Below are 22,352 nucleotides of genomic sequence, written 5' to 3'. Positions count from 1 at the left end.
CCAGTGAGTGCTAGCGTGTGTGCCACGTCACGTCCGGCCGTGCGCCGAACAGGAGATCGACTTGGATACACGCGAACTGCCCCGGGTGTGCGTCATCGGCGCCGGTCCCTCGGGCATCACGGCCGCCAAACGGCTCGCCGAATATGGCATCCCCTTCGATTGCTACGAGGCCTCCGACGAGGTCGGGGGCAATTGGTATTACAAGAATCCGAACGGGATGTCGGCCTGCTACCAGAGTCTGCACATCGATACCTCGAAGTATCGGCTGCAGTTCGAGGACTTCCCGGCGCCGGAGCACTGGCCCGACTTTCCCCATCATTCCCAGCTGTTCGAATACTTCAAGGATTACGTCGAACACTTCGGGCTGCGCGATCACATCCGCTTCAACGCGAAAGTGGTCGGTGCGCAGCGGGATGCCGACGGACTGTGGACGATCACCACCGAATCGGGCGAGACCGAGACCTACGACGCGCTGATCGTCTGCAACGGCCACCACTGGAATCCGCGCTTCCCCGACTATCCGGGTGAATTCGACGGCGTGCTCATGCACAGCCACGCCTACAACGATCCGTTCGACCCAGTGGATATGCGGGGCAAGCGGGTCGTGGTCGTCGGCATGGGCAATTCGGGACTGGATATCGCCTCGGAACTGTCACAGCGTTTCCTGGCCGAGAAGCTGTTCGTCTCGGCCCGCCGCGGGGTGTGGGTGCTGCCGAAGTATGTGAACGGCGTGGCCGCCGACCGGCGCACCACCCCGGCCTGGATGCCGCCGAAGCTCGCCCTGAAGGTGCGGCAACGCTCCATCCGCAAGTTCCTCGGCGCGATGTCGGGGTACGGGCTGCCCGATCCGGATCATCTGCCGCTCGAAGCGCATCCGTCGGCGAGTGAGGAATTCCTGCACCGGGCCGGCTGCGGCGATATCACCGCGAAGCCGGCGATCACCCGCCTGGACGGATCGCGGGTGCATTTCGCCGACGGCACCGTCGAAGAGATCGACGTGGTGCTGTGCGCCACCGGCTATCACATCAGCTTCCCGTTCTTCTCCGATCCGGCGCTGCTGCCCGATGCGGCGAATCGGATGTCGCTGTACCAACTGATGATGAAACCCGGGATCGACAATCTGTTCTATCTGGGTCTGGCGCAGCCCCTGCCGACGCTGGTGAACTTCGCCGAACAGCAGTCGAAATTCGTCGCCGAATATCTCAGCGGCCGCTACCACCTGCCGACGGCGCCGGAAATGGAAACCGCGATGGCCGAGCGGGAAGCCCGGCGCGCGGCGCGCTACTACGATTCGCCGCGGCACACGATCCAGATCGAATTCGTGCCCTACGTGCGGGAACTGACCAAGGAAATGGAACTCGGCGCCAAGCGGGCGGCGGCCGCCGGCCACACGCTGCCGGTACGGCCCCGAGCCGCGGAGGGCGCACGATGAGCAGCGCGGGCCTGTGTCATGACGAATTCGCCGATGTGCGGGCGGTATTCGACGAGCGGCTCGACAACGGCGCGGAACTGGGCGCATCGCTGTGTGTCGTCCGTGACGGCGAGCCGGTGGTGGATCTGTGGGGCGGATATACCGACTCCGGGCGCGACACGCGCTGGGGCGCCGACACCCTGGTCAACGTCTTCTCCATCACCAAGACCATGACCGCGCTGTGTGCCCTGCTGCTGATCGATCGGGGAGAACTCGATCCGTACCGGCCGGTGGCCCACTACTGGCCGGAATTCGCCGCGGAAGGTAAGGGCGGCATCGAGATTCGGCATCTGCTCTCCCATACCTCGGGTGTGTCGGGCTGGAATCGGCCCATCGAGCTGGCCGATATCTACGATGTGGAAGCCGCGGCCGATCGCCTCGCCGCGCAGGCGCCGTGGTGGGAACCGGGCACCGCGTCCGGCTATCACGCGGTCTCCTACGGGCACCTGATCGACGCGGTGATCCGCCGGATCACGGGTCGTTCGCTCGGTCGATTCTTCGCCGACGAACTGGCCGGGCCGCTGGCGGCCGACTTCCATATCGGCACCGGCCCCGAATATTTCGACCGCATCGCGACACTGGTGCCGCCGCCCAGACGGGCGGTGGACCGCTCGACACTCGATCCGGACAGCATCGCGATCCGGACCCTGACCACCCCGGCCCTCGATATCGCCGAGATCGCCTCGCCGAGGTGGCGCCAGGCCGAGCTGGGCGCGGTCAACGGACACGGCAACGCCCGCTCGATCGCGCGGGTGCAGTCGCTGATCTCCTGCGGCGGCGAACTGAACGGCCGGCGTCTGCTGTCCGAGCGAACCGTCGCGCTGATCTTCGAACAGCAATCCGACGGTATCGATCTCGCGCTGGGAGTGCCGGTGCGCTTCGGCATCGGATACGGACTGGCGCATCCGCGAACCACGCCGTCGATGCCGTCCGGCCGGGTGTGCTGGTGGGCCGGTTACGGGGGAGCGCTGGTGGTCAACGATCTGGAACGCCGAATCACAGTGGGATACAGCATGAATCGAATGGGGCCATCGTTGCTGATCGACGAGCGCGCCGATACCTACCTGCGAGCGGTCTTCGCCGCGGCCGGGGCGTCCGCATGATGCGCGCACTGCAGCTGACCGGACCCGGCACGCTGGAACTCCGTGAGGTCGCCATTCCGGAGATCGGCCCCGCGGATCTGCTGCTGAAGGTCGGCGCCGCCGGCATCTGCCACTCCGACTCGTTCGTGCTGAGCCTGCCGTTCGCGCTGCGCGAGGATCCACTGACCATGGGCCACGAGATCGCGGGCACCGTAGAGCGCGTGGGCAGCCAGGTCGAGGGCAGATCCGAGGGCGAACGTGGATTGGTGTATCTGTGCTGGTCGTGTGGGGTGTGCCGGGAGTGTGTGAGCGGGAACGAGAACGTCTGCCTGGCGGCCGGGCGCACCGCGATGCCGCCGTGCCCCGGGCTGGGGCCCGACGGCGGAATGGCGGAATACGTTCGGATTCCCGCGAATTCGTTCGTACCGATCGGTGATCTGGACTTCGCCGCGGCGGCCCCGCTCGCCGACGCGGCGCTGACCCCCTATCACGCGATTCGCGGCGCGGCCGACCAGCTGCGGCCGGGAGCGACCGCCGTCGCGATCGGCATCGGCGGGCTCGGACATGTGGCGGTGCAGATCCTGAAGGCGGTCACCGCCTGCCGGATCATCGCCGTCGATATCTCCGCCGAGAAACTGGACCTCGCCACGAAGTGTGGTGCCGACCTCACGCTCGAGGCCGGCGCGACCACCGCCGCCCAGATCCTCGAGTGCACCGGCGGCCGAGGCGCGGAGGCGGTATTCGACTTCGTCGGCAACGACGCCACCGCGAAACTGGCCGTCGAATCCGTCGCCCCCAACGGGGCCTATCGCATGGTCGGCCTCGACGGCGGTATTCCGGGCATCGACGCCGGCCCCGCCGGTGGCCCGGGGCTGCCGTGGGGAGCCACCGTCCGGAAATCCTACGGCGGCACCAGAAGTGACCTGTACGCCTCGGTCGCACTGGCTCAGCGCGGCGCCATCGACGTCTCGGTGGAGCGTTTCGATCTCGCCGCGGGGCTCACCGCATTCGAACGTCTCGACCAGGGGTTGATCCGCGGTCGAGCCGTGCTCATCCCGTAATCGCAGAAAGTGAACGATATGACTCGAGCCGCCGACCCACAGGCCATCGCCGCCCGGATCACCGCCGAGCTCACCGGGCCCGGTGGACCGTTCGAGATGCAGGTCGAACAGGTTCTGGGCGCGCCGATCCCGGTCATGCGCAACCGGCGGCGCAGTATGGCCGAGCTGTTCCACGCGGGGACGGCCTGGGGTGCGCAGGACTATCTGGTGACCGCGGAGCGGTCCATCACCTTCGCCGAGCACGGCGCCGCCGTCACGGCTCTGGCGCGGGCCCTGGCCGACCGCTACGGCGTCGCGAAGGGCGACCGGGTCGGCATTCTCGCCGCGAACACCCCGGAATGGGTGATGACGTTCTGGGCGGCGCAGCTGCTGGGTGCGATCCCGGTGGGATACAACGCCTGGTGGGCACCGCGGGAAGTCGCCTACGGGCTCGAACACACCCGGCCCACCGTGGTGGTCGCCGACGCCAAACGCGCCGCGCTGCTGGCGGATACCGCGAGCGATGTTGCGGTCCTCACCATGGAGGCCGATCTGCCGGAGCTGATCGCCGCCTACCCCGGTCCGGCTCCCGAGACGCCGATCGCGGAGGACGATCCCGCCGTCATCCTGTACACCAGCGGCACCAGCGGGCGCCCGAAGGGCGTGGTGCACACCCATCGAAATCTGCTGGCGGTCTGCGACTATCACCGGTTCACCGATGCCATGATGGCCGCGTTCCGTGGTCAGCAGCCCGGCCCCGGCCCCAGTGAACGGCGGTTCCTGCTCACCTCACCGCTGTTCCATATCGCGAGCCTGCACAACCTGATCATCCCGCGGCTGGCCACCGGGGCGACCGTGGTCATGCACACCGGCAGCTTCGATCCGCACCGGGTGCTGACCCTCATGGAGCGGCAGCGGGTCACCAACTGGGGTGCGGTGCCGACCATGGTCAGCCGCATGCTCGAACACGATCTGTCGCGCTACGACCTGTCGAATCTGGTGGCGTTCTCGCTCAACGCCGCACCGTCCTCACCGGCGTTCCACCAGCGGCTGCGCCGCGAACTGCCGATGGCCGAGGTGGCGCTCACCACCAGCTACGGACTCACCGAGAGTGGTACCGCGGCGACGGTTGCCACCCCGCCGGTGCTGGCCGCGTTCCCGGATACCGTCGGCATGCCGATCATCGGAGTGAGCGTCGAGATCCGCGATCCCGGCAACCGGCCGCTGCCCGACGGGGAGGAAGGCGAGATCTGCGTGCGCAGCCCGTACGTGATGCTCGGTTACTGGAACGATCCGGGCGCGACCGCGAACGCCATCGACGGCGAACGCTGGTTGCACACCGGTGATTTCGGTGTCCTGGAGCAGGGCAGGCTGCGTCTGTCGGGCCGGCGCTCGGACCTGATCCTGCGCGGCGGCGAGAACGTCTACCCGACCGAGATCGAGAACGCGCTCGACGAGCATCCCCAGGTCGTGGAGTCGGCGGTACTCGGTGTGCCGCACGAGGATCTGGGACAGGAGGTGGCGGCCGTGGTGGTCGTCGCCGATCCGGCGGCCGTCACCGAGGACGAACTGCGGGCGTTCACCGCCGAGCGGCTCGCCTATTTCAAGGTGCCGGCGCGCTGGGTGATCACCGCACAACCGCTGCCGCGCAACGCGACCGGCAAGGTCGTGCGGCGCGAGATAGAGATCTGACCGCGCCCCAGCCCGGGGCCGGTGGGTGAAAGAGGAACTGCCATGTACGACAGCATCATCAGAGGCGGTACCTGGTTCGACGGTACGGGCGCACCGTCGGCGGTGCGTGATGTGGGCATCCGCGACGGCCGGGTCGCCGCGGTGTCCGCCGAACCCCTGGACGAATCCGGCTGCGACACCGTGATCGACGCGACCGGAAAATGGGTCATCCCCGGAATGCTCGATATCCACACCCATTACGACGTCGAGGTCCTGCTGGATCCGTCGCTGTCGGAATCGGTGCGCCACGGCGTCACCACCGTCCTGCTCGGATCCTGTTCCCTGTCGACCGTCCACGTCGACGCCGAGACCGCCGGAGACCTCTTCGGACGAGTCGAGGCCATTCCGCGCGGCCACGTCATCGACGCGGTCGCCGGGGTGAAGACCTGGCGGGGAGCCCAGGACTACGCGGCGGCGTTGGACGCCATGCCGCTGGGACCGAATGTGGCCGCGTTTCTGGGACATTCGGATATCCGGGCGGCCGAGATGGGATTGGACCGGGCCACCCGCACCGAGGTGAAACCGACCATCGGCGAACTGACCGCCATGCGGCGGCACCTGGAAGAGGCGCTGGACGCCGGGTTCGTCGGAATGTCGTCCCAGCAGCTGATGTTCGACAAACTCGACGGTGACACCTGTCGCTCGCGTACGCTGCCGTCGACCTACGCGCCGATGCGGGAACGCCACCAGCTGAACGCGATCCTGCGGCAACGGCGGCGGGCGCTACAGGGCGGCCCGGATGTGGCGCGGCCGCAGAGTCTGGTGGCGATGGCGCTGTCCAGTCTCGGCGTGGGGCAGCCGGCGTTGAAGGTGAGCCTGCTGTCGGCGGCCGACATCAAGGCGATTCCGCTGGTGGCGCATGTCTTTCCGGCGATGGCGCGGGTGATCAACGCCCTCGGCGGGGACTTCCGATTCCAGCATCTGCCGGTGCCGTTCGAGGTGTACGCCGACGGGATCGATCTGGTGGTGTTCGAGGAATTCGGCTCCGGCGCAGCGGCATTGCACCTGTCGAATCAGCTCGACGAGCGGCACCGCATGCTGCGGAGCGAGAGTTATCGGCGTCAGTTCCGCAAGGACTACGATCGGAAATTCGGTCCGCGCGTCTGGCATCGGGACTTCTTCGACGCCGAGATCGTCGAATGCCCGGACACCTCGGTGATCGGCAAGACCTTCGGGCAGGTCGGCGTGGAGCGCGGCGGAGTCCATCCGGTCGACGCGTTCCTGGATCTGGTGGTGGAGTACGGCCCGAAGGTGCGCTGGCGGACCACGATCTCCAATCACCGGCCGCGCGTCCTGGACCGTTTCGCCGCCGATCCCGGTGTGCAGCTGGGGTTCTCGGATGCCGGAGCGCACCTGCGCAATATGGCCTTCTACAACTTCGGGCTGCGGCTGCTGCGCCGGGTGCGCGACGCCGAGCTGGCCGGCCGTCCGTTCATGTCGATCGAACACGCGGTGCATCGGCTCACCGGGGAACTGGCCGACTGGTACGGGCTCGACGCCGGGCGCCTGCGGGTCGGCGATCGCGCCGACGCGGTGGTGATCGATCCGAGCGCGCTGGATTCGCGCCTCGAACGCTATGGCGAGGCCCCGATGCCCTGTTTCGGCAACCTGTCGCGGATGGTCAACCGCAACGACGAGGCGGTGAACGCGGTATTCGTGGGCGGCCGTTACGTTTTCGGTGCCGGTGTGGCGGCGCCCGAATTCGGTTCGCAACGTTTCGGGAGGTTCCTCGCCGCCGGCTGAGTTCAGGGCAGCTGGTCGAGTTTGCGACGCAGTACCGAGCGTTCACCCTCGTTGCCGCACAACTCGAGCGCGCGCTCCCACTCCGCACGCGCCTCGCCCGCCCGGCCCATGCGGGCGAGCAGTTCGCCCCGAACCGTGGGCAGCAGTTGGGAATTCGGCAAGGCGCCCCCGGCCCGCAGGCGGTCCACGATCTCGAGGCCCGCCGCGGGTCCGCGGGCCATCGCGACCGCCACGGCCCGGTTGAGCTCGACCACGGGCGAGGGCGCGAGCCGGTTCAGCGCCTCGTAGAGGTCGACCACCCGCGGCCAGTCGGTGTCGTTCACCGACGGCGCGACGGCATGGCATTCGGCGATCGCCGCCTGCAAACCGTAGGCCCCGAGGCCGCGGCCCACCCCGGTGGCGTGGGCCAGCGCCGCCCGGCCGCGCCGGATCGCCGAGCGGTCCCAGCGGCGGCGATCCTGATCCTCCAGCAGGATCGGCTCACCATCGGGACCGGTGCGCGCCGGAAACCGGGCCGCCGTCAGCTCCAGGAGCGCGAGCAGTCCGTGCACCTCGGGTTCGTCGGGCACGAGCCGTGCCAGTACCCGCGCCAGCCGCTGGGCCTCCCCGGCCAGATCGAAGCGGATCACGTCCGAGCCCGAACTGGCCGAGGACCCCTCGGTGAAGATCAGATAGATCACGCTGAGCACCGACCCCAGCCGCTGTGCCCGAGCGTCGGCCGGCGGCACCGCGAACGGAACATTCTCCGCGGCGAGGGTTTTCTTCGCCCGCGTGATCCGCGCCTGTACGGTGGCCGCCGGAACGAGGAAGGCCCTGGCGATCTCGTCACTGGTGAGACCGCCCACCACTCGCAATGTCAGCGCCACCCGGGCCTCCCGGGAGAGGATGGGGTGGCAGGCGGTGAACATCAGAGCCAGCACATCGTCGTCGATATGGTCGGGATCCCACAGCGGTTCGCTGCCCGCGGCCGCCGGATCGGAGCCCGGGCCGCCGGTGACGATGCCGCCCTCACCCAGTCCGTGGGCGAGGGCGGCATACCGTTCGTCGAGGGCGCTGCGCCGGCGGAAGGTGTCGATGGCGCGGCGCCGGCCCACCGTCAGCAGCCAGCCGGCCGGATTGCGCGGCGTCCCCTCGCGCGGCCAGGTCACCAGAGCCTCGGCCAGCGCCTCCTGGGCGAGGTCCTCCGCGAGCGCGAAGTCGCCGGTATAGCGGGCGAGAGCACCGACGATATGTGCCGACTCGATGCGCCAGACCGCGGCGACGGCTTCGCGACCGTTCAGAGCTGGCCGTTGGCCTCGCGCCAGGCCCGCTCCTTCTGCACCCACACGTTGTCCTGCGGGAACTCGTCGATCGTCGGGACCCGCCGGACCTCGGTCTTGAACCCCTTCCCGATCACCGGCATCCGCTTGGCCCATTCGACCGCCTCCTCCTTCGAGGCCACATCGAGAATGTAGAACCCGCCGAACAACTCCTTGGTCTCACCGTACGGACCATCGGTGGCTACCGGGGTCTCGGAGTCGTAGTCGACGACCACTCCCTGCGCGGCGTCCTCGAGCCCCTCGGCCGCGAGCAGGACACCGGCCCGGATCAACTCGTCGTTGAACTTGCCCATCGTCTCGAGCATGGTGTCGAAATCGATCTCGCCCATGCTCGCGTAGGCCTCGTCGGTGGCGCGCATGATCAGCATGTACTTCATGGTGTGTCTCCTTCGGTTCACGGATCCGTCCGGACCCTCTCACGCATAGGTCGAACGGGACCCGCTGTGGATCGACACGGCGGCCGAAGTTTTTCGAAAGAAATTTCCGACGCGATTATCGCAGGGTGAGGTCGCGGCACAACTCGTCGATCACGGGCGTGCCACGCCGGGGCCACGGCCGGCCCGCTGCGGCATCCGGCGAGGGTGGCGTCGGATTTCGGCGATGAACTCGTCCAGCGGTGCGGACGCGCCGGGTGCCGGTATCGGGTTCGCGCCGATCCGATAGCGCTCGGCTTGGAAGGTCGTCATCCGAATGCGACCGGCAGGGTGGCGTATCCGTGCAGGAAATTGGAATACAGCGGCCGGGGCGGTGCGGTCGCGACGATGTTTCGTGTCGTGCGGCGTAGTTCGTCGAGCACGATAGCGATCTCCAAACGGGCCAGTGGCGCGCCGATGCAGAAATGCGGGCCGTAGCCGAAGGCGAGATGGGGGTTGGGGCGGCGGTCGAAGAGCACGGTGTCCGGATCCGGGAATCGTCGCTCGTCGCGATTGGCGGAGATGTTCCACATCGTGACGATGTCCCCCGCCTCGATGCGCACCCCGTCGATATCGACGTCGACATTCGCGATGCGGCCGAAATGCATGGTGGGAGCGAAACATCGGATGATCTCTTCGACCGCGGTGCCGAGATCGTCCACCGCGCCGAATCGCCGCCACAGCTCCGGATCTGCCGCGAACGCGTGCACGGCGTTGATCATGGTCAGCCGGGCCGTCTCGTCACCACCCAGAATGATGCTGTAGCAGTTCGTGACGATCTGGTCGTCGGTCAGCGGCGCACCCTCGAACTCGGCGTCGATCAAACCGGCGATGAGCCCCTCGGCCGGATGCTGTCGCTGCGCCTGTACCTGGTCGAGCAGGCAGAGCAGGATCTCCTGGCGCGCGGCCAGTGCCGAAGTGGCCGACTGCGCGGCATCGTCGGAGCTCAGCGCCTGTTTGGTCAGCGAGACCAGCAGTTCGTGCTCGCTGTCGGGAATGCCCAGCAGATCGCAGATGGTCCAGATGGGAATGCGGGAGACGATCTCGTCGGCGAAGTCGAATTCCCCCGAACCCGCCCACTGGGCGAGCAACCGCGCGGTGCGTTCGCGAATCCGACATGTCAATGCCCGCACCGCTTCCCGGGTCAGGGCGGGAGTCATCAGGCGCCGTAGCAGATTGTGCCGCGGCGGATCGGTGACGGCCAGCATCTTTCCCGCGGCGTTGTCGCGACCGGCCAGCAGCGTGAGTAGGACGTTGCCGCGCTGCGAGGTGAACCGGGTGGCGTCACGGTAGATCCGCATCGCCGGTTCGTGGGTGCAGACGACCCAGAACCCGGGGCGGTGTGCGGTGGCCTCGTGCCGGAAGATCGGCTGCCGCTGCCGGCGCGTACGCCAGAACTCCGCCATCTCCGGCCGCAGATGGGTCGCCGGCTCGGTCAGATCCGGGGATCGTGTCTCGTCGTGGCTCGTCGCCGGAAGCGTGATGGTCATCCGCCGCTGACCAGATCCGGTTCCGGAATCGACAGCAGTGTCGCCAATTGCGCGGGCGACGGTGCGTCGAGCAGCATCCGCATCGTCATCTCGACTCCGATTCTCCGGCGGATACTCCGGGTGAGCCGTGCGGCCTCCATGGATTCGCCGCCGAGATCGAAAAAGCTGTCCGTCGGATGAAATTCGGGCAGATTCAGGATTTCGGCGAAGAGCTCACAGAGCACTCGTTCGGCCGCGGTCATCGACTCCGGGGCCGGCCGGCTCGGACCGGGGGTGTGCACCAGATCGGCCACGGCGGCGAAATCGGTCTTCCCATGGGGTGTCCGCGGCATGTCGGCGATAATTTCCACCCGGTCCGGCAGCAGATAGCCGGGCAGTTGATCGGCGAGAAATCGGCGGATCCGATCCGCGTCGGCGCCGTCGTCGGCGACTACACAGCACACCAGTTGGGTCGCGGTCGCCACGACCGCCGATTGACGCACACCCGCGCAGCGCAGGGCGACGGATTCGATATCGGCCGGCTCGATGCGGCGGCCGCGCAATTTGAGGCGCCGATCCATGCGTCCGAGGAATTCGAGCCCGCCGTCGGGTAATTGCCGGACCAGATCGCCGGAGCGGTAGAACCTGTCTCCGGTCACCGGGTCGTCGAGGAACGCTCGGGCGGTCTCGGCCGGCATGCCGAGATAGCCGCGGGCCACCCCGAGTCCGCCGATCCACAGTTCGCCGGCCGTACCGGGTTCCACCGCGGCGCCGTCCTCGCCGACGATCCGCAGGGTGGTGCCCGCGATGGGATGTCCGATCGTGATGGGTCGTGCGGAGCCGGCCAGGGGGGCGCTGATGGTGGCGCAGACGGTGGTTTCGGTGGGCCCGTAGGAATTGACGATGCGGTGCCGGACCGTCCACTCGTCGACCACGGCCGGATTGGCCGCTTCACCGGCGATGATCATGCTCAACCCGGCGGGAACCCGCTGCTGGGGAATCGCGGCGAGGATCGACGGCACCATGATCGCGTGCGTGATTCGCTGCGCGACAATCGTTTCGGCGATGGCCATCCCGTCCGACAGCTGTTCGTGCCCGGCGAAGACCGCCGTCGCGCCGGCGCCGAGTGCCGAGGTGATCTCCGCGATGGATGCGTCGAAGGAGGCCGGCGCGAATTGCAGCATGCGGGAGCCGGGGCGCAGTTCGAGGGCCTCGGCGGTGGCCTCGGCCATGGCGAGGATGCCTCGATGCGGTACCGCCACGCCCTTCGGTGTGCCGGACGAACCGGAGGTGAAGATCACGTAGGCGAGGCTGTCCGACTCGACGACCGGATAGTCCGGTGGCGCCACCGGGCCGCCGGTCGAAGGCACGACGACAGACGCGATCTCTTGGGGCAGTGCGGGTTTCGTGGCATCGGGGTCGAGCAGGGCCAGCCGGATCGAACAGGCCGCCACGATCTGCGCGGTGCGTTCTCGCGGCTGATCCGCCGCCACCGGTACATACACCGCGCCCAGCCGCCAGACGGCGAGCATGGCCGCGATCGTGTGTGGTGTGCGTCGTGGGGGTGCCACCACCGCGATCGAATCGGAGGCGCGGACACCGGCTTCGATCAATGTCAGACATATCCGATCCACCCACTGATCGAGTTCTCGATATGTCGATGTCAATCGGCTATCTGTCAGCGCAACGTCGTGCGCGACCTCGGTAATTCGTTCTTCCAACCGCTGCAACCAGGTCCGATTCGGCGGTTGGAGCGGCACCTCATCGGGCGTACGCACGCCGGTGACTGTAATTGAGGTATTCGACCGTGGTGTTACGTGATCGCCAACAATGGGAACAGGTCGGGAATGTCGATCGTGGTTGTTTCACCGGCCGGAAAGGAAGTCGATCAACACCCTGTCGACCTCCTCCGGACGCTCCAGATAACCCAGGTGACCGCAGCCGTCCAATTCGACGTACCGGGCGCCGGGAATGGCCGCCGCAACTTCGCGGCAATACGTCGGTGGTGCCAGTTGGTCATCGGCGAAACCGATTATCAAGCTGGGGTTGCTGATTCGTGCGTAATCGGCGAGTCGATTGCGGGAATGGTCGATGCCGAGTTGCGCTCGGACCCCGGGGGTCGTCGGCGTGGATGCCGCGAATTCGAATGTGTCGAGCCACTGTTCGGCCGCGTCGGGGTCGGCCAGGGTGCGCGGCGACAGATACAGTGCCGCTTCCACGGCCGCCTGATATCCGGCCGGAAGCCGAATATCGTTGTCGTGCAGCGCGGCCCGACCGGCTTCGAGCGCGAGCAGCATCGGATGCGCTCGGCCCGCGGTGGCCAGCATCACCGCGCGATCGACGAGCTCCGGATGCGTGAGAGCCAGCTCCTGGGTCACCACCGCGCCCAGTGAGGTGCCCACGACATGCGCGGGTGCGCCGAGATACTCGATCAGCGCGGCCGTATCGGCCACCAAATCCTCGAGGGTGATCCCGTCGGCGCTCTCCTCGGACGGTGCGATTCCCCTGTTGTCGAAGGTGACGACGCGGAATCCGGCCCCCACCAGCGCGGGCACCTGATAGGTGCGCCACACCCGTCCGGGGCTGCCGCTGCCCGAGATCAGCAGTACCAACGGTCCGGTACCGGACTCCTGATAACTCAACCGGATACCGTTGACGAGCGCGATCGACATGGTGTTCAGGTTCCCGCCGACCGCTCTCGCGGTATTCCCGGGGGTGGGAGGTCTGCGGCGGGTCGCCGTTTTCCTGACCGCCGACCATGCCACCACTCGGAGTCACGATCAGGTCAACGAAGCGGTCAGGGATGTCCGGGAGGACGGCGAGTGATCGTTCTGGCGGCTCTCCCGGACGGTGCTGCCGGGAGGTTTCACCCCCTGCTCGAGACGCGCAGGGCCCAGGCGAGGACACCGAGGGCTGCGGTGTTGAACAGGGCTCGCACGATGTTGAGGATTACCCACGATCCCTCGAACTGCTCACGCAGGGCGGTGAAATCGCCCGAGGACGTGTCGGCCAAGGCGTTGTTGAGCGGTACGTTGCCGCCCGAGGTGATGAGGAAGCTGATCACATTCAGGGCCAGCGCGATCAGCACCCACCAGAGCACGGTGCGCTGATCGGTGCGCCAATACAGCACGGCGGCGAGGCCGGTGAGTGCGACCGAGCCGAGGAAGCTGAGCATGAAGATCGGATTGACGATGACGGTGTTGATCCGGTTCATCACATCGACGAAGGTGCGGTCGTCGAGCTGGCGCAGGGCGAGCATGACCGAACTGGCGTAGGCGTAGAAGACGCCGGCCAGCAGGCCGGTGGTGACGGTCGCCCCGATCAGGGAGCCGGTGGCGAACCCGGAGGCGGTCGAGGTGGTGGCGGAGGCGGTGGTCGCTGTCATGCATTCAGTACACCGGGATCCGATGAGTGTTCCCATGGTTGTGACGCTCGTGCGCATACGCGAGCGTCCACGAAGCCGGACAGCGTGCGACACACTCACCGGACACCGTGGGTATCGATCAGTCCACGCCGGGCGCGGTGGTCCGGTCGTGGGGGCGGGGCAGCCGGAAGAGGTTCTTCAGCCGGCCCAATGCCTTTCGGTCACCGGAGGCCGATGCCGCGCCGGTCGTGATCGCGTCGGCGAATGTTCTGCCCTGGCTGGTCACCTCGAGGAATGCCTCCTCGCTGATCGTGATGGTCGCGTCGGGGTGCTGGGCAGGTCCGTGCAGCGCCTCGATCGCTCCGTCCTCGATCCGGGCATGGAAGACCTCGTCGTCGATGCGGAACTCGTACACCGCGGACAGCCCCCGCGCGGCCTCGGCATCGAAACAGGCCCGCAGGCCGAGCACCGCCCAGCCCGGATGAAACGTCTCGCTCTCGAGCCGTTCGCCCATCGCCCACTTCAGACCCCATCGGGCCAGTCCCAGGATCGGCGGTCCCAATTCCTGGCCGGCCTCGGTGAGGGCGTACGCGGGGGTACGGGCGGGCGGCGGGAGCGTGATCTTCTGTGCGAGGCCCTCTCGTTCCAGATGTTTCAGGCGCGCGGCCAGCAGTCCGGTGCCGAGGCCGCGCAGACTGGCCTGTAGATCGCCGAACCGTTTCGGCCCGGTCAGCAGTTCGCGGATCAACAGCAGCGTCCAGCGCTCGCCGACGAGGTCGAGAGTGCGCGCGGTCGCGCAGTACTGGTTGTAGGTTCGCTGGTCCACTTCCTCACTCTAGACTTCGTACTTCTCAATTTTGAACAAGTCCCAGGAGGGTTCGGGCGAGGGGTTCGGGATCGGTGAGCATCACGTCGTGCGGGCCGTCCACCGCGCAGGTGCGGTAGCCGAGGGCCGCACCGAATCGGTCGAACGGATAGGTCTGTGGTCTGCAGTAGAGCGCGGTGCCGGGAATCCGGTCGACGGCCCCGCCGAGACGGGTGGGTTCGGTGAATGTGCGCAACGGCTGTGGCAGCAGGCGCGCGGCCAGCCGGTCCGCGTCGGCGGTGCCGGTGATGCCGAATGCCGCCGGAGCCGGGGCCGGGATCCACCGGCCGGCCCCGCGGGCTTCGGTGGCCGCACGGATGGTCCGCGCGAACGCCTCGGGGGCCAGGCTGAACATGCTGGCGCCGTCGGCTCCTGCCCAGCCGTCCACGAGGACGATGTGGGCGACGGCATCGGGTCGGGTGTCGGCTGCCTCCCGGACGACCAGGCCGGAGTAACTGTGCCCGACCAGTATCAGCTCCTCGTCCGGTGCGGTGTCCAGCGCGGCGGCGACGATGGCGGCGTGGTCGTGCAGCCCGCAGTCTCCGACGGCGCTGAGATCCGGGACGACGGTGCGTGCCCCCGCGGCGTGCAACAACGGGACGACTCGCTCCCACGCCCATGGGCCGTGCCAGGCGCCGTGGACGAGAACGAAGGTGGTCACAGCGAATTCTCCTTGCGCAGTAGCGGCAGCACCCGGTCGGCGAGTTCCGTCAGTCCGTGGTCGTGGTCCTCGGTGGCCAGGCGGATGACGATGTGGCGAGCACCGGCATCGGCATAGCCGGACAACCAGTCCGCGGCTCCCCGCGCGGTCCCGGCGAACAGCGCCTGGACCGATGCGATGTACTCGAGGGGCGCGTTGTAGTAGCGCTCGACGCTGATCCGCAGACGTTCACGTGCCCTGTCCGGGTCCTCGTCCAGGCAGAGCGTCGCGTACAGCGCGGGGGTGATCGGGCGCCCGGCCCGCTGCTCGATGATCGCCCGTTCGGTCGCGTATATCCGCGCTTCGGTCGGATAGGGGAGCCAGCCGTCGGCGAGGTCCGCCACGCGCCGCAGTGCCGGCCCGCCGCTGCCTGCCAGCCAGATCGCCGGGCCTCGCGGGCGCACCGGTGTAGGTGCGATCCGCACGTCTTCGAAGGTGAAGTGCTCGCCCTCGTAGGAGACGGTCTTCCCGGACCAGAGTCGCCGCATGATCTCGATCGACTCCCGCATGCGGCCGATCCGCCGACCGAAATCGATTCCGAGCGCGGCGAATTGGGCCTCGGTGTTCCGGCTGGGGAATCCGCCGCCCATGCCCGTGATCAACCGCCCGTTCGACAGCCGGTCGAGAGTGGCGAGTTGGTGTGCCAGCAGAATCGGATGGCGCAGCGCCGGGAGCAGTACCGCCGTGCCCAGCCCGACGCGTTCGGTGGCTTGGGCCACCGCGGCCAACAGCAGTGTCGGATCCGCGCGCGGCCTGGTCACCGGACTCTCTCCCGCCCACACCGAGTCCAGCCCGAGCTCCTCGGCTCGCCGCGCTTGCGCCACAAGGGGTTCCGGATCGTCGTCGCCTCGGACAGTCCGGTCCCGGGTCGGCAGTAGATAGCCGATCGCCAGCTGTGCCATGTCACCTCCTGATCGTCGTGCGGACCTGAGCGTAGCTATTGACTTCTTATTTTTGAAGTGCCAAGTTCATAATCAGGTATCAACGAATGGGAGACTCTCGATGACGAAGGTGCTCTACCAGGCACAGGCTCGTGTGACCGGAGGACGGAATGGCCACGGCCGCACGTCCGACGGACAACTGAATCTGGACCTACGCCAACCCAGGGAGTTGGGCGGTGACGGCGCGGGCGCGAATCCGGAGCAGCTCTTCGCGATCGGATATGCCGCCTGCTTCGGGACCACGCTCGCCCTGATCGGGCAGCGCGGCAAGCTGCGCGCCGACGACGCGGTCATCGACTCGTCGGTCGGCTTGATACCGATCGACGGTGGCCGGTTCGAACTCGGTGTGGAGCTACGGATCTCGCTGCCGTCGGTCACCGACGAGCAAGCGGTCGAGCTGGTCGAGACGGCGCATCAGGTCTGCCCCTACTCCAACGCCACACGCGACAACATCGCGGTGGCGTTGGAGGTCAACGGTATCCGGCTGTGACCCCGCGCGGGCTGCTAGAGATACCCGCCGCTGCCCGGAGCGGGAGCCGCGGGTGCGGCCTGAATACGAGATCTGTTGTCGCGCACTTCGATCAGCTCGGCCAAGGTCATACCGTCGGGGCCGACCGGATGCGCCGGCGCGCCGGGTAGTTCGCGGGCCAGCCATGCGGCCGCCTCGGCGGCGGACAGGCGACCGACCTCGAGCTGGGCCAGGCATCGGCCGGGGCGGACCACCGCGGGGTGCAGGCGGGACAGGTTCTCGTTGGTCGTGATGGCAACCAGCACATCGCGGCCCTGGCCGAGCATCCCGTCGGTGAGGTTCAGCAGTCGGGAAAGACCTTGTCCGGTCGTCTCTTTCGCCGAGCCGCGGATGAGCTCATCACAGTCCTCGAGCACCAGCAGCCGCCACCGGCGTTTGGACTCGTCGTAGGTGTCGACGCCGATCGCCACCTCCATGAGATAGCCGGGGTTGGCGAACAACGCCTCGGGATCGAGGACGCAGTCGACCTGACACCAGTCCGACCATTCCCGTGCCAGCGCCCGCAGCGCGGAGGTCTTACCGGTGCCCGGCGGACCGTGCAGCAGCACCAACCGGCCGCGCACATCGTCGGCGCGCACGTCCATCAACCGCTGGATCGCCGCGCTCACCTCGGCGCCGTAGTTGCCGGTGATCTCCGGCCACGACGCCGCCGAGATCGTGCGCAGCCGCCGGTTCGGCCCGTGGGAGCCGTGGTGCCAGAACCCCATCGACACCTGGGTGTCATCGGCTTCCGGCTCCGCCGTGGCATCGGCGGAGCAGGTTTCGATGACCTCGCGGGCCAGTTCCTCGGTAGTGGCGGTGACGTTGAGTTCGGCGCTGCCGTTACCGCGCCGCACCACGCGCAGGGTCCAGCCCGGACCTGTCGCCAGCTGCGCGCGGGTGCCGTCGTCGTCGACGGTGCGCAGGATGCGGGCTTCACCCGGGCACAGCGGCGCGTCGGGTTTCACATGTTCCAATTCCGCTGTCACCGCGTGTGGTTGGGTGCCGTCGAGATACGGCGTGAGTGCCAGGGCGTCGATCACATCGCGCGGGGTGTCCGCATCGTCGACGTTCATCACCCACGAGAGTGCCCCCGCCGCGGCGGCCGGGGACTCCTCGCGTCCGATCAGCCTGAGGCGTTCCGAGCTCGTGGTCATTGCGTCGATGATCCGGAAATCCGGGTCTTCCATCCACTCATTTTCCCTGTCGCGCCGATGATCACGCAGACCGGGGTTTTCCAGGCATTGTGCGACAACGGATCTGGAGGGATCAGTCGATGGCCCCGAGGGTCGGCGCGATCAATTCGTCGGCAATCCAGCGTGCGACCCCGTCGGGGAAGGGCGCCGGGGGATTCAGCACCAGATGAGTGAATCCGGCATCGATGAGCTCCAGGAGGACATCGCGGGTGCGCGCGGGCTCGGCGTAGGTGATCGGGAGCTGCACCGAGCGGGTGATCAGTGCGGGATCACGGCCGATCGCCGCGCACTGCTCATCGAGCGCCCGGCTGTGTTCGGTCAGTCGCGCGACCGGGGCCAAGGGCGGTCCGATCACATTCCACAGGTCGGCGTACTCGGCCACGAGCGGCAGCGTCGACGCACCCGATCCGGCCATCAGGATCGGTGGATGCGGCCGCTGCTGCGGTGCCGGATCGCAGTGGGCGCCGGTGAGCCGGTAGTACTCGCCCGCGAAATCGAACACCTCCCCGGACCACATTCGCCGCACGATCGCGAGCGCCTCGCCGAATGCGCCCACCGCGTCGCCCCAGGCGCCGATCGGAATCCCGTACGCCTCGTATTCGGGCGCGACCATCACGTCGAAACGTGGATCCCGGCGCGGAAATCCGCCCACCCCGATGCCGAAGTCCAGGCGCCCGCCCGAGATCACGTCGACAGTGGCCGCCATCTTCGCCAGCAGCGCCGGATGCCGGATTCGGTTGTTGGTCACCAGCAGGCCCAGCCGCAATCGCCGGGTCCGGGCCGCGAGCGCCGCCAGCAGCGTCCACCCCTCGAAGACCGGGCCGGCGGTACCGGGCCCGGCGGCGGCCGGCTGGCCGACGCGCTCGGGATCGCGGGCGGACAGCTCGACCGCCGCCCGCGGCATCAGATGGTCGTACAACCACGCGTGCTCGATCTCGGGGATCTCGTCGGCTTCCCGCCACACCCGCAGAATGTCGGCGTAGCCCACATGCGCTGGCGTCGTCTTGATCCCGAAACTCGGCGCGCTCCGGCCCCTGTCGCTCATACCGCCGACGCTAGATCGTGGAGCGCACTCCAGGTCAAGGGTCCGCGGGAAACGTCTTCCACCACCGATGCCGCGGCTTCGGCGTCAGCTACCCGCATCGGCGATGAGAGTGTCGGGTGTCCGCCACATCCGCGAATGCGCGACCCTCTGGCATCACCGCGGTGACCACTCGGCCGGTGTCAACGGCTCGGCGGCAGGACCGGTGATTGCCAGGCGCGCGCGTACTTGCGCTTGTTGGTGGTGTCCACCGGTTTGCTTCGGTAGACGACGTAGGGACGGACGAGATAACCGACGGGTGCGCTGAACATGTGCACCAGGCGGGTGTAGGGCCAGACGGCGATCAGGGTGAGCACGATCAGGCCGTGCGCCTGGAAGGTCCACGGGGTGCCGACCATCAGATCGGGCTGGGGATGTGCGGTGAAAATGCTGCGGAACCACGGGGAAACGGTCTCGCGGTAGTTGTAGGTGCCCCAGAGCAGATTGCTGCCGACCGTGTTGAGCAGGCCGGTGATCAGCGCGGCGGCCAGCAGCGCGTACATGAATGTGTCGTTGGTGGTGGTGGCCCGGCGGACGGCGGGCACGCTCAGCCGCCGATAGGCGAGGATCGCGATTCCGGCAACGACGGCGATGCCGGCCACCGTGCCCGCCGACACCGCGACCAGGTGATAGAGGTGTTCGGAGATGCCGATCGCATCGGTCCACGACTGCGGAATCAACACCCCGAGCACGTGTCCGCCGATCACACCCAGCATGCCGAAGTGGAACAGCGGACTGCCCAGCCGCAGCAACCGGGACTCGTAGATCTGCGACGACCTCGTGGTCCAGCCGAACTGGTCGTTGCGGTAGCGCCACAGGTGCCCCAGCACGAACGAGGTGAACGCGATATAGGGCAGCGTCGCCCATACGGTGGAGGTCATCGTCGGTCTCCGGTTCCGGCGAAAAGCCCTGCGGTCGCGGAATTCTCGGCAGCGGGTGGCGAATACAGGGCGGGGTTCATCGCGGGGTGCATCGTGTCGCCGCCCATCGAATACGTTTCCAGGCCGACGTCCTCATCCGGCGGGCCCTGTGCGGCCAGCTCCGCGATCCGGCGCCGGTCGGCCGTCGTCGGCGGCGGAAGGGTGCACAGCACGGCCGCCAGCGCGGCAGCGTAGGGCGATGCGCTGTCGGTCAGCGACAGCCGAAGCATCTCGAGCACCGGCACATGTTCGCCCAGCAGGCGTTCGCCGCCGATCGGATCGACGGTGGCGGCGAATTCGAGCAGTACCGGCAGATGGTCGGGCAGTTCGTGATCGGACAGTTCCGCACCCGCGTGCCGGTAGGCGTGTTTGAAACGCAGCAGCGCCATGCCACGCTTGCGGGTATCGCCGTAGGCGTAATAGGTCAGGTGCAGACTGGCTCGACGGCGCAGATCGAAGGTTTCGACATAGTCGCGCGCCGAGGTCAGCGGTGGAGTGTCGCGGAGATGGGTGAGCAGCGCGGTGAGGTGGTCACGCACCGGATCGGGCAGCGTCGTGACCGCAGCGGACAACTCACCCGCCATCGCCAGCGTATCGGGGCTCGGGTAGTCGAGCAGGAGTGCGGAGATCCGCCACACCAGGCGGCGGTCGCGTTCGGATATCGCGATGGCGGGGGCAGGGCGTTTGCGCGGGGTCAGCAATCCCATGAGACAGCTCCTCGACCGGTGTGGCGTCGCCGGGCCGCGCCCGCGCCGTGAGCGCGGCGAGGGCGGTCGCCGGACCGCGGTAGCGGCGCACGCGCGAAACCGGCTTTCCGGCAACGGAATTCGATCATCGGGGAGCCCCCGTGGGCTCCGGGGCGGTGGCCTGTTCGCCGGGTCGCGAGGGCATCAGCCCGTCGGTCGATCCGCCGTTCCAGTTCAGCAGGTTGATCCGGCCCGATTTCTGTTCCGGCGCAGCGGTATTGGCGTCGACAAGCGCGAACTTCTCCGATGTCACATCGAATGCGGTCATCCCCGGGCCGCCGTCACCGTCGAGGCTGCAGCCGGTGGCGAGGGAATCCAGTTCGTGCGCCCGCGAGGTCGCGCCCGACGGAATCACGTATCGGTGTTCGTATTTGGCGATGGCCAGCAACCGGTACATGGCCTCGATCTCCTCGGGTTCCAGGCCCAGCGCGCCGGGGAGCTCGAGATCCGGCTCCTGACCGAGATTGATCGAGCGCATGAACGAGCGCATTCCCGCCAGTCGCTGCAGGGCCGCGCGCACCGGCGCGACGTCACCGGCGGTGAACAGTTCGGCCAGGTACTCCACCGGAATCCGCAGTGCGTCGATAGCGCCGAACAGATTGCCGGCGTCCTCACCGTCGTGCCCGGTCTCCGACAGCACATCCACCATCGGCGACAGCGGCGGCACGTACCAGACCATCGGCATGGTCCGGTATTCCGGATGCAGCGGCAGGGCGATCTTGTAGTCGACGATCAGCTTGTAGACCGGCGAATCCTGGGCGGCCGCAATCCATTCCGGCGAGATGCCGGCGCGCTCGGCCTCGGTGATCACCCGCGGATCGTGCGGATTGAGGAAGACGCCGAGCTGGGACGGATAGAGTTGGGTCTCATCGGTGACCGATGCGGCCTCGAGCACCGCGTCGGCGTCGTAGAGCAGCACCCCGATATAGCGCAGCCGCCCCACACAGGTCTCCGAGCACACGGTCGGGATGCCGACCTCCACTCGCGGGTAGCAGAACGTGCACTTCTCGGCCTTGCCGGTCTTGTGGTTGAAGTAGATCTTCTTGTAGGGGCAGCCGGTGATGCACTGCCGCCAGCCGCGGCATTTGTCCTGGTCGACGAGCACGATGCCGTCCTCGGCGCGCTTGTAGATCGCGCCGGACGGGCAGGACGCGCCACAGGACGGATTCAGGCAGTGCTCGCAGATGCGCGGCAGATAGAACATGAAGGTTTGCTCGAACTCGAGTTTGACCTGCTCCGACAGCCGCGACAGCAGCGGATCCCGGCCCACCTGATCCGGGCCCGACCCGAGATCGTCATCCCAGTTCGCGCCCCAGGTGACCTTCGTATCCTCGCCGGTGATCAGCGATTTCGGCCGTGCCACCGGGGTGGTGTCCATGGCCGGCGCCGACAGCAGATTGTCGTAGTCGTAGCTCCACGGGTCGTAGTAGTCCGAGACCGTGGGCAGGTCGGGATTGGCGAAGATGTTGAGCAGACGCTTCATTCGCGAGCCGGACTTCAGGGTGAGCCGTCCGCGGCGGTCGAGCTTCCAGCCGCCCTTCCACTTCTCCTGATCCTGGTAGCCACGTGGATAGCCCTGTCCCGGACGGGTTTCCACATTGTTGAACCAGACGTATTCGGTGCCGCCGCGATTGGTCCAGGCCTGTTTGCAGGTGACGCTGCAGGTGTGGCATCCGATGCACTTGTCCAGGTTCATCACCATGGCCAGCTGTGCCATGACACGCATCAGTACCGCACCTCCTGTGAGCGCAATCGGATACAGC

At 67.6% G+C, this 22,352-nt stretch carries 22 protein-coding genes; 7 read left to right on the top strand and 15 right to left on the bottom strand.

What is annotated here, in order from left to right; all coding sequences use genetic code 11:
• Positions 1 to 61 precede the first annotated feature (61 nt).
• The 5 genes from LKD76_RS25050 to LKD76_RS25030 are packed head-to-tail and all read left to right on the top strand — an operon-like array spanning position 62 to position 7,067.
• Entirely contained in the window at positions 62 to 1,432 is a 1,371-nt protein-coding gene (locus LKD76_RS25050; RefSeq protein WP_227983872.1) for a flavin-containing monooxygenase, read from the top strand.
• Complete coding sequence (locus LKD76_RS25045) at positions 1,429 to 2,574, top strand: serine hydrolase domain-containing protein (RefSeq protein ID WP_227983871.1); 1,146 nt, start codon at positions 1,429 to 1,431, stop codon at positions 2,572 to 2,574. Before LKD76_RS25050 ends, LKD76_RS25045 begins: the two co-directional genes overlap by 4 nt.
• On the top strand, positions 2,574 to 3,614 hold the full coding sequence (locus tag LKD76_RS25040; protein WP_227985390.1) for an NAD(P)-dependent alcohol dehydrogenase: 1,041 nt from the start codon (positions 2,574 to 2,576) through the stop codon (positions 3,612 to 3,614). The genes LKD76_RS25045 and LKD76_RS25040 overlap by 1 nt, the downstream gene beginning before the upstream one ends.
• A gap of 18 nt (positions 3,615 to 3,632) precedes the next feature.
• Positions 3,633 to 5,285, top strand: a complete 1,653-nt coding sequence (casG, locus tag LKD76_RS25035) for a steroid-24-oyl-CoA synthetase (protein ID WP_227983870.1) — start codon at positions 3,633 to 3,635, stop codon at positions 5,283 to 5,285.
• A 42-nt stretch (positions 5,286 to 5,327) separates the two neighbouring features.
• Positions 5,328 to 7,067: an N-acyl-D-amino-acid deacylase family protein gene (locus tag LKD76_RS25030; protein ID WP_227983869.1), complete on the top strand. Its 1,740-nt coding sequence runs from the start codon at positions 5,328 to 5,330 to the stop codon at positions 7,065 to 7,067.
• A gap of 2 nt (positions 7,068 to 7,069) precedes the next feature.
• On the opposite strand, the gene LKD76_RS25025 is transcribed toward LKD76_RS25030, so the two are convergent.
• From LKD76_RS25025 to LKD76_RS25000, 6 genes are all read right to left on the bottom strand, one after another.
• Complete coding sequence (locus LKD76_RS25025; protein ID WP_255662041.1) at positions 7,070 to 8,371, bottom strand: RNA polymerase sigma factor; 1,302 nt, start codon at positions 8,369 to 8,371, stop codon at positions 7,070 to 7,072.
• Positions 8,344 to 8,763 carry a YciI family protein gene (locus tag LKD76_RS25020; protein ID WP_227983867.1) on the bottom strand — a complete coding sequence of 140 codons (420 nt, stop codon included), beginning with the start codon at positions 8,761 to 8,763 and terminating at the stop codon, positions 8,344 to 8,346. The genes LKD76_RS25025 and LKD76_RS25020 overlap by 28 nt, the downstream gene beginning before the upstream one ends.
• Positions 8,764 to 8,913: 150 nt before the next feature.
• On the bottom strand, positions 8,914 to 9,072 hold the full coding sequence (locus LKD76_RS25015; RefSeq protein WP_227983866.1) for a hypothetical protein: 159 nt from the start codon (positions 9,070 to 9,072) through the stop codon (positions 8,914 to 8,916).
• Positions 9,069 to 10,289, bottom strand: a complete 1,221-nt coding sequence (locus LKD76_RS25010) for a cytochrome P450 (protein ID WP_227983865.1) — start codon at positions 10,287 to 10,289, stop codon at positions 9,069 to 9,071. The genes LKD76_RS25015 and LKD76_RS25010 overlap by 4 nt, the downstream gene beginning before the upstream one ends.
• The gene (locus tag LKD76_RS25005) at positions 10,286 to 12,046 is read right to left on the bottom strand and encodes a non-ribosomal peptide synthetase (RefSeq protein ID WP_227983864.1); all 1,761 of its coding nucleotides are present in this window, start codon (positions 12,044 to 12,046) and stop codon (positions 10,286 to 10,288) included. The genes LKD76_RS25010 and LKD76_RS25005 overlap by 4 nt, the downstream gene beginning before the upstream one ends.
• A gap of 87 nt (positions 12,047 to 12,133) precedes the next feature.
• Complete coding sequence (locus tag LKD76_RS25000) at positions 12,134 to 12,940, bottom strand: alpha/beta fold hydrolase (protein WP_227983863.1); 807 nt, start codon at positions 12,938 to 12,940, stop codon at positions 12,134 to 12,136.
• On the opposite strand from LKD76_RS25000, the gene LKD76_RS24995 reads away from it, so the two are divergent.
• A complete protein-coding gene (locus tag LKD76_RS24995) occupies positions 12,939 to 13,094 on the top strand; it encodes a hypothetical protein (protein ID WP_227983862.1) in 156 nt (51 codons plus the stop codon). The two genes, LKD76_RS25000 and LKD76_RS24995, sit on opposite strands and share 2 nt — an antisense overlap.
• 40 nt (positions 13,095 to 13,134) lie before the next feature.
• Here LKD76_RS24995 and LKD76_RS24990 read toward each other — a convergent pair whose 3' ends face one another.
• From LKD76_RS24990 to LKD76_RS24975, 4 genes are all read right to left on the bottom strand, one after another.
• Entirely contained in the window at positions 13,135 to 13,653 is a 519-nt protein-coding gene (locus LKD76_RS24990) for an anthrone oxygenase family protein (protein ID WP_227983861.1), read from the bottom strand.
• A gap of 118 nt (positions 13,654 to 13,771) precedes the next feature.
• Positions 13,772 to 14,458, bottom strand: a complete 687-nt coding sequence (locus tag LKD76_RS32220; RefSeq protein ID WP_227983860.1) for a winged helix-turn-helix transcriptional regulator — start codon at positions 14,456 to 14,458, stop codon at positions 13,772 to 13,774.
• A 25-nt stretch (positions 14,459 to 14,483) separates the two neighbouring features.
• Complete coding sequence (locus tag LKD76_RS24980) at positions 14,484 to 15,158, bottom strand: alpha/beta fold hydrolase (RefSeq protein WP_227983859.1); 675 nt, start codon at positions 15,156 to 15,158, stop codon at positions 14,484 to 14,486.
• Positions 15,155 to 16,099, bottom strand: a complete 945-nt coding sequence (locus LKD76_RS24975; protein ID WP_227983858.1) for an LLM class flavin-dependent oxidoreductase — start codon at positions 16,097 to 16,099, stop codon at positions 15,155 to 15,157. Before LKD76_RS24975 ends, LKD76_RS24980 begins: the two co-directional genes overlap by 4 nt.
• 100 nt (positions 16,100 to 16,199) lie before the next feature.
• On the opposite strand from LKD76_RS24975, the gene LKD76_RS24970 reads away from it, so the two are divergent.
• Entirely contained in the window at positions 16,200 to 16,628 is a 429-nt protein-coding gene (locus LKD76_RS24970) for an organic hydroperoxide resistance protein (RefSeq protein WP_227983857.1), read from the top strand.
• A gap of 14 nt (positions 16,629 to 16,642) precedes the next feature.
• On the opposite strand, the gene LKD76_RS24965 is transcribed toward LKD76_RS24970, so the two are convergent.
• The 5 genes from LKD76_RS24965 to narH form a co-directional block, all read right to left on the bottom strand.
• Positions 16,643 to 17,803: a DUF5925 domain-containing protein gene (locus tag LKD76_RS24965; RefSeq protein ID WP_227983856.1), complete on the bottom strand. Its 1,161-nt coding sequence runs from the start codon at positions 17,801 to 17,803 to the stop codon at positions 16,643 to 16,645.
• A 112-nt stretch (positions 17,804 to 17,915) separates the two neighbouring features.
• Positions 17,916 to 18,887: an LLM class flavin-dependent oxidoreductase gene (locus LKD76_RS24960; protein WP_227983855.1), complete on the bottom strand. Its 972-nt coding sequence runs from the start codon at positions 18,885 to 18,887 to the stop codon at positions 17,916 to 17,918.
• 179 nt (positions 18,888 to 19,066) lie between these two features.
• Positions 19,067 to 19,804 (bottom strand): respiratory nitrate reductase subunit gamma, encoded by a 738-nt coding sequence (gene narI, locus LKD76_RS24955; RefSeq protein ID WP_227983854.1) that lies wholly within the window; start codon positions 19,802 to 19,804, stop codon positions 19,067 to 19,069.
• Positions 19,801 to 20,550: a nitrate reductase molybdenum cofactor assembly chaperone gene (narJ, locus tag LKD76_RS24950; protein ID WP_227983853.1), complete on the bottom strand. Its 750-nt coding sequence runs from the start codon at positions 20,548 to 20,550 to the stop codon at positions 19,801 to 19,803. Before narJ ends, narI begins: the two co-directional genes overlap by 4 nt.
• A 124-nt stretch (positions 20,551 to 20,674) precedes the next feature.
• Positions 20,675 to 22,306, bottom strand: coding sequence for a nitrate reductase subunit beta (gene narH / locus LKD76_RS24945; RefSeq protein ID WP_227985389.1), 1,632 nt, complete (start codon positions 22,304 to 22,306; stop codon positions 20,675 to 20,677).
• Positions 22,307 to 22,352 lie beyond the last annotated feature (46 nt).

The sequence above is a fragment of the Nocardia spumae genome (assembly GCF_020733635.1).
GTDB lineage: Bacteria > Actinomycetota > Actinomycetes > Mycobacteriales > Mycobacteriaceae > Nocardia > Nocardia spumae.
This window is presented reverse-complemented; position numbering and strand designations above follow the sequence as displayed.